Source organism: Streptomyces cyaneofuscatus, from assembly GCF_042718795.1.
Taxonomy (GTDB): Bacteria; Actinomycetota; Actinomycetes; order Streptomycetales; family Streptomycetaceae; genus Streptomyces; species Streptomyces cyaneofuscatus_A.
The window spans coordinates 97,330-109,735 of record NZ_JBHXOX010000018.1 but is presented as its reverse complement, the minus strand read 5'-3'; the positions used below and the strand labels follow the sequence as shown (position 1 = coordinate 109,735).

Annotated in this window: 9 protein-coding genes and 1 tRNA gene; 3 read left to right on the top strand and 7 right to left on the bottom strand. The window is 71.8% G+C overall.

Annotation, left to right across the window (positions count from 1 at the left end; all coding sequences use genetic code 11):
- Positions 1 to 47 precede the first annotated feature (47 nt).
- Positions 48 to 710, bottom strand: a complete 663-nt coding sequence (locus tag ACFWRT_RS21590) for a TetR/AcrR family transcriptional regulator (RefSeq protein ID WP_380950284.1) — start codon at positions 708 to 710, stop codon at positions 48 to 50.
- Between the two features lie 303 nt (positions 711 to 1,013).
- Here ACFWRT_RS21590 and ACFWRT_RS21585 point away from each other — a divergent pair, with 303 nt between their 5' ends.
- Positions 1,014 to 2,291: a M6 family metalloprotease domain-containing protein gene (locus ACFWRT_RS21585; RefSeq protein ID WP_380950285.1), complete on the top strand. Its 1,278-nt coding sequence runs from the start codon at positions 1,014 to 1,016 to the stop codon at positions 2,289 to 2,291.
- On the opposite strand, the gene ACFWRT_RS21580 is transcribed toward ACFWRT_RS21585, so the two are convergent.
- Complete coding sequence (locus tag ACFWRT_RS21580; protein ID WP_380950286.1) at positions 2,278 to 4,113, bottom strand: class I adenylate-forming enzyme family protein; 1,836 nt, start codon at positions 4,111 to 4,113, stop codon at positions 2,278 to 2,280. The genes ACFWRT_RS21585 and ACFWRT_RS21580 overlap by 14 nt on opposite strands.
- A 233-nt stretch (positions 4,114 to 4,346) precedes the next feature.
- Here ACFWRT_RS21580 and ACFWRT_RS21575 point away from each other — a divergent pair.
- A tRNA-Arg gene (locus ACFWRT_RS21575) sits at positions 4,347 to 4,419 on the top strand.
- A gap of 565 nt (positions 4,420 to 4,984) precedes the next feature.
- Here ACFWRT_RS21575 and ACFWRT_RS21570 read toward each other — a convergent pair.
- From ACFWRT_RS21570 to ACFWRT_RS21555, 4 genes are all read right to left on the bottom strand, one after another.
- On the bottom strand, positions 4,985 to 6,808 hold the full coding sequence (locus ACFWRT_RS21570) for a sacsin N-terminal ATP-binding-like domain-containing protein (protein ID WP_380950287.1): 1,824 nt from the start codon (positions 6,806 to 6,808) through the stop codon (positions 4,985 to 4,987).
- Positions 6,805 to 7,704, bottom strand: coding sequence for a hypothetical protein (locus ACFWRT_RS21565; RefSeq protein WP_380950288.1), 900 nt, complete (start codon positions 7,702 to 7,704; stop codon positions 6,805 to 6,807). Before ACFWRT_RS21565 ends, ACFWRT_RS21570 begins: the two co-directional genes overlap by 4 nt.
- Positions 7,705 to 7,854: 150 nt before the next feature.
- Positions 7,855 to 9,465 carry an alpha/beta hydrolase gene (locus ACFWRT_RS21560; RefSeq protein WP_380950289.1) on the bottom strand — a complete coding sequence of 537 codons (1,611 nt, stop codon included), beginning with the start codon at positions 9,463 to 9,465 and terminating at the stop codon, positions 7,855 to 7,857.
- 96 nt (positions 9,466 to 9,561) lie between these two features.
- Positions 9,562 to 10,587, bottom strand: coding sequence for an aminoglycoside phosphotransferase family protein (locus ACFWRT_RS21555; RefSeq protein ID WP_380950290.1), 1,026 nt, complete (start codon positions 10,585 to 10,587; stop codon positions 9,562 to 9,564).
- Positions 10,588 to 10,685: 98 nt separating this feature from the next.
- Between ACFWRT_RS21555 and ACFWRT_RS21550 the strand changes: the two genes are divergently transcribed.
- Entirely contained in the window at positions 10,686 to 11,336 is a 651-nt protein-coding gene (locus ACFWRT_RS21550; protein WP_380950291.1) for a hypothetical protein, read from the top strand.
- Between the two features lie 30 nt (positions 11,337 to 11,366).
- Here the strand turns inward: ACFWRT_RS21550 and ACFWRT_RS21545 are convergent, their stop codons facing one another.
- Complete coding sequence (locus ACFWRT_RS21545) at positions 11,367 to 12,311, bottom strand: adhesin (protein ID WP_380950380.1); 945 nt, start codon at positions 12,309 to 12,311, stop codon at positions 11,367 to 11,369.
- Positions 12,312 to 12,406: the final 95 nt, after the last annotated feature.

Genomic DNA, 12,406 nt, shown 5'->3' with positions numbered 1-12,406 from the left:
TGAAGCCGGAGCCGGGGCCGGGGTCGGAGCCCGGGACAGCGCAGGCATCAGTCGCCGCGCCTCAGGTTCTCCAGGGTTGCCGCCGATCCGGGCAGTACGGAACGGGCCGGGGCTTCCAGTCCGTCCAGGAAAAGCTGCAGATGGCGGTGGGTGAAGCGGTCGATGTCCAGGCAGACGATGCCGGGCAGCGGCCGGGTGAGCTGGGAGAGGGCGACGAGCACGTCACCGACGGCGATGTCGGTACGCAGCCGCCCCGCGGACATGGCGCGCGACACGAGCCCCTCGACAGCCGCTTCGAGGCGGTCGCGCTCGGCCAGCAGGTCGGGGTGGTCCCGGTCGAAGACGCCGGAGAGCATCGGGCACAGGGCGCCGATCCGTTCGTCGGCGGCCGCGTGCACGAACCGGCTGAGCGCGGCGAACGGGTCGGCCTCCGCCGCGGTGGCCTCTTCGGCCCTCGCGGTGGTGCGGGACGTGACCGCGAGCACGACCTCATGGGTCAGGGCGGCGCGGTCGGGGAAGTTCCGGTAGAGCGTGGCGTTCCCGACGCCCGCCCGCCGTGCGACGTCGTCGAGCGGCACATCCGGCCCGAACTCGACGAACAGCTCACGGGCGGCCGTGACGATCCGCTCGCGGTTGCGCAGCGCGTCGGCCCTCGGTCGGGGCGTACGACGCTGAGCTTCCGGTGCGGTGGTGTCGGCGACGGTCTCCACGGCTGCGGCCCTTCCCGTTCTCTGATCGGACGATGACCGTCCGTGGCGCGGCTGGACGATCTGTAGCTGAGTGACCCCCGCCCGTAACCGGGGACCAGATCCCCGCTTCAGGGGGACACGGATGCAAACGGGGATACCCTCCCCGCTTATTTCCCCCTCCCCATGTGACCTGAGTCACACCACCTGGCGGCGAAAACCCTCCGATCGGCGCACCCCAGCGAGCGCCCCCCGACCGCCCGGCACAGGCTGATCGCCAGAGCGCAGTCAGGGTCGGCCGACTGCCGCGGACCCGAAGGCGCCTCTATGCAGCAGCCCCGCCACCGGATACGCAGTCACCGCCGCCCCGCCGCCCTGGCCGGAGCGACCGCCCTGGTCATAGCCGCCATGGCGACGGCGAGCACCACGCTCCCCGGGGCCGGGAAGGCCACGGCCGGCCCGGCGGCCACCGCCGAGGACTCCGCTGTCGCCCCCTGCCGGATCGCCACGACCATGGGCGTCCAGATGTCGCTGGGCATGCCCACCCCGCCCGGCTACGCCCGCTCCACCGGCGAGATCAGGTCGCTCAACCTGATGATCGACTTCCCGGACGCGGAGGGCACGGAACCGGCGGCGGACCGGTTCGCGGAGTTCTTCCCGCAGACCTCCGACTGGTTCACGACCAGCTCCTACGGCCGCCTCGACTACCGCCCCGAGGCCCCCGTCAAGGAGTGGCTGCGGATGCCGATGCCGTTCGCGGAGTACGGGATAGAGCGCGGCTCACCGTTCGAACCGGGCTACCGGCAACTCGTCGAGGACCTCGTCGCGACAGCGGACCCGCTGGTGGACTTCTCGGCGTACGACCTGGTCAACGTCCTCGTCACCCCGAACGCGGGCCCCTCCGCCCTGGACACCGTGCTCTCCGTGACCTTCTCCGGCAACGACGACGCCCCGACCGCCGACGGCGTACCGCTCGCCAACACGTCGTTCGTCTACAGCCGCCAGGACGACGGCTCGGGGTCGTACGCACAGACGGGCTACCGCGTCCTGCCGCACGAGAACGGCCATGTCTTCGGCCTGCCCGACCTCTACACGATGGAGGGCGGCGGCTCGGTGGGGCACTGGGACATCATGTCCGAGGACTGGGGCGCCAACAACGACTTCCTGGGCTGGCACAAGTGGAAGCTCGGCTGGCTCGACAACGAGCAGATCAGTTGCGCTTCCCGGCCCGGCATCAGCGAACACACGCTCGGCCCGCTGGCCACGGCGGGCGGCACCAAGCTCGCCTTCGTCCCGCTCAGTGCCCAGTCCGGCTACGCGGTGGAGGTCCGTACGGCGGCGGGCAACGACGAGGCGGTCTGCCGGCCCGGGGTGCTGATCTACAAGGTCAGCTCCGACGTGGACACCGGCCAGGGCCCGGTCTCCGTCGCCGACGCCACCCAGGACAGCGGCGGCTGCACCCGGCGCCCCAACGTGCACGCGGAACTCTCGGACGCGCCGTTCCGCCCCGGCCAGACGTTCACGGACCGCGCCAACGGCGTACGGATATCCGTGCTGGACGAGGACGGAGACGGCAACTACCGGGTGCGGATCACTCGGCCCTGAGCGGCGCGGGGCCGACATCGCGGGCGGGGTCCTGATGGCTCGCGGGGCTCCGATAGCTCGCGCAGCTCTGATCGCGCGCGGGGTCCTGATCGTCGGCGGCGGTAAACCGGTCCCGGAGCTCGTGCTTGAGGACCTTCCCGGTGGCGTTGCGCGGGAGCGGCTCGTCGGTGAGCAGCACCCGGGCCGGCACCTTGAACCGCGCGAGGGACCGGCCGACGTGCTCGCGCAGGCCGTCGGCGGTGGTGGCCGAGGCCCCGGTACGCATCCGGACGACGGCGACGACCTCCTCCCCCAGCTCCGGGTGCGGGACGCCGAGGACGGCGGCGTCCCGCACGTCGGGGTGGTCGTGCAGGGCGCCCTCGACCTCGGCGCAGTACACGTTCTCGCCGCCCCGGACGACCATGTCCGTGATCCGGTCGACGACCGCGATGCGCCCCTCACTCCGCACGGCGAGGTCTCCCGTACGGAACCAGCCGCCCCGGAACGCCGCCTCGGTCGCCGCCGGGTCGCGCCAGTAGCCGCGGAACAGCGACTGCCCGCGCAGCCACAGCTCCCCCACCTCCCCCTCGGGCACCTCCCCCTCGGGCACCTCGCCCGCCGGGTCCGCGATCCGCGTCTCGGTCACGGGGGTCGGGCGGCCGACGGCGCCGGGGTGGGCCCGGTACTCGGCGCCGATGTTGGCGAGGACGCCGCCGCTGGTCTCGGTGAGGCCGTAGCCGTTACGGGGCTCGACGCGCTCCCCGTACCGGGCGGTGAGGCGGGCGACCAAGGCGGGCGGGGCCGCTGCGCCACCGGTGCTGAACAGGGTCAGGCCCGCCAGTTCGTCCCCCGTACGCTCGGCGGCGTCCAGCAGTTGGAGGGCGGTCGTCGGCACCCCCGCGAAGTGCGTGACGCCGTGGGCGCGGATGAGCCGGAGGGCCTCGTCCGCGTCCCACCGGTCCATCAGGACGAGGGTGCCGCCCGCCGCGATCACCCCGTAGAAGCTGGTGAACGCGGCGACGTGGAAGAACGGGAACGTCATCAGGGAGACCGGCGCCGGCCCCATCCCCGGGACAGCCCCCCTCCCCAGCGCGGCGGCGGCCGCCTGGTAGCGGGGGTTGAGCGCGGCCCCGGCCTGGGCGAGATGCGTGGCCACCGCCCCCTTGGGCCGGCCGGTGGTGCCCGAGGTGTAGAGGATCGTGGCGTCGTCCTCGGGCCGGGGCTCCACGTCCGGGGGCGCGGCCAGGGGGTCGGGCGCGGGAAGGTCCTCGTACCGCTCGACGCGTACGCCGTCCGGAAGCGGCCCCTCCCTCGGCGGGCCGGGGAACAGAACCACCCGCGCCCCGGCCCGCCGCGCCCACGCCGCGACCCGCTCCAGCCGCTCACCGTCGACGAGCAGCACCCCGGGCTCGCAGTCGTCGAGGGCGTGAGCGAACTCGCCCTCGGTCCACCAGGAGTTGAGCGGTACGGCGATGAGCCCGGCGAGCTGGACGGCCCAGAAGGCGATCTGCCACTCGGGCTGGTTCCGCATCGCGACGACGGCCCGGTCCCCGGGGCGCAGCCCGTACCGCTCACTCAGCCGGACAGCCAGGGCGGACGCGGCGGCGAAGAACTCCCCGTACGAGTAACGGCGTTCACCGGCGACCAGGAACGGCGCGTCCCCGTAGGCCCAGGCCGTCTCGACGAACTCCCGGAGCGTACGCGGCCCGTCGGCGTACTCCAGCACCCCCTGCTCACCCCGCACCACGGCGAAGGGAGCGCCGGGGCCGGTGAGGAGCGCGTGGATCCGTTCGGCGCGCTCGGCGTCCTGGGGCCCGGTCGGGGGCGGGTCGGTGTGCGGCACGGGCTGCGGCCTTTCTCGCGCTGGCTCGGTGGGAGTGACGTTATGCGGGCGGCCGGGGGGCGCCAAGGCGGCGGGGGCCACGGGGGGGGCCGACGGCCACCTGTGATCCTGCCCGCCTACGGAGAGAAACCGCAGCTCGGACCGCGCCTGGGGGCAGGGCTGGGGCGCCCCACCCCTACACCGTCACAGATCCGCTACGCTGTCCATGGCCGGACATCAGCACGTCCGGCCCCGCCTTCGTAGCTCAGGGGATAGAGCACCGCTCTCCTAAAGCGGGTGTCGCAGGTTCGAATCCTGCCGGGGGCACAACGCGTCACATCTCCGACCTGGGGTTTATCCCCCGGGGAGAGCTCCTGGTCGGCCTCGGACTTCTCGTCCGGGGCCGTTCGCGTGGGCCAGCGCCGAGCGGCGCGTACCCCCTTCGCCGAGCCCTTGGCCGCCCGAAACCGACGAACTTCTGCGTGTTACGCGTCCCCGGGCTGCTGCCCTCCGACTCGATCACCCCTGAAATCGCGGGTTCCCCGCGCTCTGCACAGCCGGGTGCGCTCGCGGGTGGTGGAAGGCGACGGCGCCTGACAGGATCTGACTGTGAACGAGCCTTTGTTTCCGAGGAAGTTGAGCAGAGCACTCGACTGGGCGGGGTTGATCCCGTCCTCCCTGCTCTTTTCGATCGGCATCAGGGACTACCTCGACGGTGCATCCACAGCCTGGCCCATAGGCGGAGCCCTCCTGCTGCTCATCAGCCTGTGGGTGGTCTATCGCGGGTTGCCTCATCGGAGGATCAAGACCACAGGGTCGCTATAGGGGCTCAGCTGCGCGACACCGCTCAGGGGGCACGATGTGTGATGGCACACTTCCCCCCTCGGAGACATCACGCGCCGGCGACTCTGTCGGCAAACCGTGACCAGTCGGTGAACTCCCAGTCCCAGCGGCGGCAGACACGCTCTTTGGGAAGGTCGTCCCTCGATGGATCCAACAACATCAGCTGGGCATGGCGGCCGTCTCCGACCACAATGGCAAGCAGATAACCGCCTGGCTCTATCAACATGAGAGACATCTCGTTGTTCGTCATGGCGAACCGCGCGTCAGGCCGGTCCACCTTTTTGACCTCGATCCTTACGGGCTTGCCCAGTGGATCCGTTCCCTCCAGGTCGTACCCGACGTTCTGCCCGCTGACATCCCGCAGCGTCCAGCCGAGCTGATTGAGGTACTCCTTCGCCGCGAGCTCTGCCACTCTCCACCGCTTCAGGACCGACGCCAGAGAGCTGTCGGACCGGGGATCCGCCTTCCTCATACGGATTCCCTCGGCCGGGTCCGGGACTGCGGATGCCTGGTTCTGCGGAGCGGTCTCGGGCACGAGCCGGCTCTCGGTACTGGTGAGCTTCCGACCCTGTGTACGCGCGACGCCCTTGAAATGCTCGCCAAGTCGCGCGCGCAACGCGTCGGACAGCGCCTCGGGGCTCACGTCCGCCAAGGCTGCGGCCAAGTCGATGGTGCGCAGTCCCAGTACGGTTTTCAGCGCCCGTGCGGCGGTCTGGTGGCGCGGCTCGTACAGAGCAGCAGGGGCACCGCCGCGGAAGATGACAGCCACGTCCTGCGGCTCCAGCGGGAGCGGGGAGTGAGCGAACGACGGTCGTCGGGCCGTCATCTCCTCCCTCAGCGACGACACGAGCAGCTTGCCCGCAGAGGCAGTGGCCGAGACCATCACGCTCCGCAGGTCCTCGCCGTCCAGGACCAGCCGCCACAACCGCTCGGACGTTGGATCCCCGGGCGAGCGCAGCCGCTCCGCAATCGCCCGGGCCGCGTCGGCGAGAACCTCACGGGTCGACCCGTGCGCCGTCACCGCATGAGTACGGGAAGGGTCGGTGAGGAAGTCGCCCGAGATGATGACGGGCAGCCCCACTTCGTCCTGGAGCGGCAGGAAGCACGCCAGGCGACCGCGTACGCCGGTCATGGCGAGAGCCCGTGCGTCGAGCGGCACGGCCACGGTCGCCGCCCCGTTCCGGAGGAGTGAAAAGGCCGCCTCGTCCTCGCCGAAGCGCAGCACGACCCGCGAGGTGGCTCGTTCGACGACGATGTCCTGACGTGCGGTCCCGGCTGTCGTACGGATCCGTGTCACATTCCGCAGGAACAGCGCGCTGAGCGGGTCGACCGATCCGGGTGCTCCGGTGGCGTCCGGACGGCACGTGACGGTGAAGGACACGCCGTCGGCGGGCGCATCGGCGTGCACGTCGGCCGGTATACGGATCAACGGCACCGCCTTCTCCGTCGACTCCCCGAGCAGCGCCGCGGCGGACGTCCTGTCGAACGCGAAGCGCACGCCGGCCGAGCGGACTTCGATCCGGGAGGCAATCGCTGCGAGCGATTTGAAACCGATGCCCCGGTATCCGATCGAGTCACTCCCACGCGTCTTGGTGGAGCTGGCACTGCGACACAGCGCCTCCACGTCTGCCGCCTCCAAAGGCCGGCCATCGTTGCTCCAACGGAACCGGCCCTCCCCCAGCTTCTCGACGACCACGGAGGTTGAGCCCGCATCGTCGGAATTCTGGAGCAGTTCGTACGGCACCCGGTCTCGGTAGGTGTCCGCGAGCAGCTCCTCCATCCGCGAGATCTCCCGGAAGAGACCTGGCGCCTGCACATGCTCGCGGACGAGCGTGCCTTGCAGGGCGGCCACGGACGCGATCAGGTCGGTCACAGGTCCTCCGCATCCAGCACTCGCACCACGACACGGGTCGGCTCGCCAGCCAGGTCGTCAAGGTCGAACGAGCATTGGGCCACCCAGCGCGGCTGCCGCGACGGCAGCGTGGCCCCCTCCCCCACCGGAACCCTCCCGTACAACGACACCTCCCGCTGATCAAGCAGGAAGTCGGTTCCATCCAGCACCTCGACCACGATCCCGGGCACGGGGGCCTCGAACGGGGCCTCCGCCTCGACATCGCCCTCGCCGTCGCCACCCTCGCTCCGCCATGGCTCCACAGCCACGAGGTCGGCCAACAGCTCCGTGGCAGATCCGAACTCGGCGAACCCGCCGAGACGCACCTGCAACGCCCCCTCATGCTTCTTACCGACGATCGCGGCGCCGCAGGCGGTGGACTTCAGCCGCACGCCCTCACGAGCAGTCTCATCGATCAGCTCGACGGGCAGCGGTTTCACCTTCGCCTCGGGCCAGACGAGTCCGAGGTCGGTCTCGCTGAGGTCGAACGAGGTCACCTGCAAACTGATCGTCTCGGGCTTGACGCGTTTGGAACACTCCCAGGAGCGGCTGGTCCTGGAGAACCGCACCGGTCGCTTGGCGACCTTCTTGATCCTCTCCAGCAAGGCATGCTCATAGCTGACCAGCTCAGGCCGGTCCACCGGGCTCAGCCCCAGCAGAAGGGTGGGCGGGTAGTTGTCGTCCTCGCCGCCTGAGAAGCGGTCGGACCAGTCCTCCCGCAGGAACCGTGCCGTACCCGATACGACGACCTCCTGGAAGTGCGTACCGTCGAAACTGTCCGTGACCAGTCGCGCCCGCACGCCCTCGACCTGCCATCCCACAAGAGACAGAGCCAGCTCGTCGACCTCGACTTCGAGTTCTTCGATCCTCTTGGCCATCGACGACTCACCCCCATACGCCTTCACAGATCCACCCATATATGTGAGTGATGTGCAGACGATAGCTCCTCTTCTTCACCCGATGGCATACGGCCCCGCCTTCGGCCCCAGCAGGGAAGCGGCCGGCAGCCGCCCCCTGCTACCGGTTGACTACTTCACGCAGACCTCGTCCTTCCCGGGCAGCCTGCCCGTCTCCAGGTACCGGTTGACCTTCCTGTCCACGCACGCGTTCCCGTACTCCCCGTACAGCGCGTGCCGGTTGGCGCCCTTGAGGGTGAGGAGCTTGGAGCTGGGGAGCTGGTCGTGGAGGGCCACGCTGCCTCGGTAGGTGGTGCGGGGGTCGCCGGTGGCGGCGACTATCAGGGACGGGGCGTCGTGGCGGATGCGGGTGGGTTGCTCGCGTGGGGCGTTCCAGAACGCGCACGGGCCGATGTTCTCGGTGAGCGGGCCGAACAGGGGGTGGGCGGCGCGGGTGCGTTCGATGTCGCGCCAGTAGAGCTCGGGGTTGCGTGGGGCCGGTGCGTCGCCGCAGAGGATCGCCATCTGGACACTGCCGGAAGCCGAGCCCTCGCCGGTCAGCGCGAAGCGGAGTTGCTCCGTGAACTCCGGGGAGAGTGACGACTGTTGGCCCTTCGCCGCCTTGGACAGTACGGAGACCTGCTCGGCCAGGGCGGCCCGGGACGCGCCGGTGTCGTCCGCGACGCCCATGAAGAGGAGCGTCGGTATGTGGGTGTCGTCGAGCCGGAAGGTGTCCGGCGCCGTGCCGACCGTCAGGGGGCCGCGCGCCGCCTGCGCCATCACGCGGTCGATGGTGGCCAGCACGGCCGTACGGGTGCGGCCCAGGCTGTACGTCGTGTGACGGCCGGCCGCCCAGGCGGCCCAGGCGGCCAGTGCCTGCTCGTTCTCCCGTACCGCGTCCTTCAGCAGCCGGGGGCCGTAGGCACGCGGGTCGATCGCTCCGTCCAGGACCACCCGGTCGTAGCGTCCGGGGAACATCTGCGTGTAGACCGTGCCCAGATACGTACCGTACGAGTAGCCCAGGTAGGAGATCTTCCGCTCGCCCAGCGCGCCCCGGATCACGTCCATGTCGCGGGCGGTGTTGCGTGTGGTGACGTGCGGGAGGACCGAGGCGTCGGTGGCGCGGCACTTGGCGGCCAGGCTCTTGCTCAGGGCCACATGGCGGTCGAAGCCCGCGCGGCCCGCCCCGGCCGAGAACCAGGGGAAGCTGACGGGCCAGTCGCAGTCCAGCGGGGTGCTGCGGCCGACGAAGCGCGGGTCGAAGCCGACGATGTCGTAGCGGGCGCCGACCTTATTCATCGCCTTGCGGATCACCGGTGGGGACTCCACCGCCGTGCCGCCGGGGCCGCCGTTGTTGAGGAGGATCGCGCCGATGCGGTGGCGGGTGTCGGTGGCCTTCAGCCGGGACACCGCGACCGTGATCGTGCGGCCCCGGGGAGCGGCGTAGTCCCGCGGGACCGTGACGTTCGCGCACCGCACGCCCGCCGCGTCCAGGTCCCTGCCCGTCGTGTCGTCGGGGGACCGGGCGCACGTGCCCCAGGACAGTCGTTGGTCGTAGTAGCGGTCGAGGCCGCCGTGCGCCGCTGTACCGGCCGTTCTCGTCGCGGATGTCGCCAGGGCCGGTGACGCGGGCGCGGGCGCGGCCAACGCCGGTGTCGCGGTGAGGCCTACGGCGAGGGCGAGGCCTGCGGCGGCGGCGCTGCGGGCGGCCGGGCTGTGGGTGATCTTCTCTGCGTATCTCACTCAACAAACGCTAGAAGTGCGGGCGTTCGCACTCACTACGGCTGGCACCCCACTTCGCAGGGGGGCCAGCTCCTCCTTCGCCCACCCCCTGGCCGGTCACCCGGCCAGGAGCTCCCCGATCACCCACCACGCGTTGCGCGCCATCACCGGGTTCGACTCCCGGTAGGCGGCGAGCTCCATCACCGCGATGGACAGCGCCCAGCCACGCCCCCGCTCCCAGTCCGCGTCGTCGGCCCCGACCGCCGTACGGAACGCCTCCCTGGCCCCGGCCGGCAGCAGGTACCAGGCGGCGATCAGGTCGACGGCCGGGTCGGCCAGGCCCATGCAGGCGAAGTCGATCACTCCCGTGAGGCGGCCGTCCGCGACCAGCACGTTGCCCGGCTGGAGGTCCCCGTGCACCCACACGGGCGCGCCCGTGAACGCCGGGGCGGTCAGCGCCTTCTCCCAGGCGGCGGTGGCCGCCCCGGCGTCGAGGACGCCGTCCAGCTCGGCGATCACCTTGCGTGTCTCCGCGTCCCGGGAGGCCAGGGGTTCGCTCCGGTAGGCCGGCGGGCCGTCCGTGGGGTCGACGCGGCGCAGCGCGAGGACGAACTCCGCCAGGTCGGCGGCGAAGAGCTCCGGCGCCCAGGTGCCGTCACCGGGCAGCGGGTTGGTCCCCTCCAGCCACGTACACACCGACCAGGCCCAGGGGAAGCCCTCGGCCGGCTCCCCCTGAGCCAGCGGCGCCGGGACGGGTACGGGCAGTTGCGCGGCCAGCCGGGGCAGCCAGAGGTGCTCCGTCGCCACGTCCGCCGCGCTGCTCTCCGTACGCGGCAGCCGTACGGCCTTGTCGTCGCCCAGGCGGAAGACCGCGTTCGCCGTCCCGCTCGCGTCGACCGCCTCCACCGGGAGGTCCGCCCAGTGCGGGAACTGGGCGGCGATCAACGTGCGTACGAGGGTCGCGGAGTCCAGGGGGACGGAGTCGAGGGGGACGGAGTCGAGGGGCGCGGAGTCCCGAGGCGCGGAGTCGAGGGTGGCGAGGTCGGAAGGCGCGGAGTCGAGGGGCGCGGAGTCCCGAGGCGCGGAGTCGAGGGTGGCGAGGTCGGAAGGCGTGGAGTCGAGGGGCGCGGAGTCGGGGGGCATCGGGTGAGTGAACCAGGCGGTTCCGCAGCGGGACAAGGTCATTCCGGTCCTGTGCCCCGTCGGCGGTCCAGCACTCCCGACCTGCGAAAGTGTCCCGCATGAACGCCGACCTGACCGCCGACCCGCCCTCCGTACCGGGCGAGGCACCGGCCACCTCCCCGGTCCGGCACGTCGACGCGGGGCGCTGGCTGGCCCAGCACTCCGGGCTGGTGCTGGTGGTCTGCCCCCGGTGCGGGGGACGCGCGCAGGTCGTTCCACGCCCTGGGCTCCCCGAAGTCCGTTACTTCAGCGAGCTGTTGTTCATGCCGCGCCGTCTGGCCTGCGGACGGTGCGGCGCCATCGCGAAGTGGCAGGCGGGGATGCGGGGAACCGGGCTCGTCGGGGCCAGGCTGGGCGGCACCGAGGATCCGTTCTTCCGTCGGCCCCTGTGGTTGCAGACCCGATGCACCGGCCGCGTTCTGTGGGCCTACAACGAGGAGCACGTCGACCACCTGTCGGCCTACATCCGCGCCACGCTGCGCGAACGGGGAGGCGGCGGCTCCACCTTGGCGATGTTCCCCCGGCTGCCCCGGTGGATGAAGGCGTCCCGCAACCGGTCGGAGGTCCTGACCGGCCTGGAGACACTGCGCGGCCTGGCCGGGCGGTCCGCGCCCGCCGACCGCTCCGACGCCGCGCACGAGCGCGGTGACCGTGCGCGCTCCTCCGGAGCGCTGTACTTCCGGGGCGGACCGTACGAGGACGCCCCCTGACCTGCGTCCGGTACGGGCAATCCGCACCCCTCAGCGGCACACCACCCTCATCTGCGCCGCCGCGTGGTGCGCCCCCACCCGTTCCGACGCGCCCCAGTCCCGGCCCCGGTCGATGAGCAGCACCGCGAAGGCGTCGCCCTTCACCGGGTAGGTGCCCACCTCGACCGCGCTCCCCCGGTGCTGTGTCTGGCGCACCGCGAACCCGGTGTACGCGGAGTGCGCGTCGGCCGGGTCGGAGAGCACCCGGTACACGGTCGGGTCGCCCGCCACGTCGCGGGCGCGCCCCTCCGGCACGAACACCGTCAGCGCGCAACTGCGGAAGCCATCGCCGAGGTGCCAGGACCAGGTGGCGGTGGAGCCGCGGTCCTCGGTGGGGCTGCCCGACATCGGGACGGCGCTGAACCGGCCGTCGCAGCCGCCGCCGGTGAAGCCGCCCGAGGCGACCGCGTACCAGCCCGCCTCCCCCCGCTCGAAGCGGCCGTACTCCCGGTACTCCCCCGCCGTGCAGCCCGGGCCCGCCCACTGCGTGAAGCGGCGGCCCTCCTCGACGGAAGGATCCGGGGCCTCCGGCACGCCCGGTGCATCCTCGGACGGCTGCTCGGACGGCTGCTCGGGCGGCTCCTCGGACGGTTCCTCCGGCTGCTCTTCCGACGAGGGCGCGGACGGGGCGTCCTCCCCCGGGCCGATACGGGTCGGAGCCCCGCCCCCGATCCGGTCCGGCGGCTCCGGCAGGGCGCCCGCCCGGCCCGCCGCGTCCGTACGGCTCGTGCCGCCGCCCACGCTCCCGCCGCCCGACAGGAGCAGCGCGGCCACCGTCGCCAGCCCCCCGGCGGCCACCACGACTCCCGCCGCCAGCAAGGCTTTACGTCGTCGGGGCAGGGTCGAGACGCGGCCCGTCAGGGTCTCCTGCGCGACCCAGGAACTCTCGCCGGCCGCCATCCGGGAACGGGCCGATCCGCAGCCGGGGCAGACCATCCCCGGCAGCGCGCCGCGTTGACCACCGCAGTGTTGGCACCTCATGACAGGACACCTTGCCAGGGCGGCGGCCCCAGAGGGAGGGCTCCTGAACG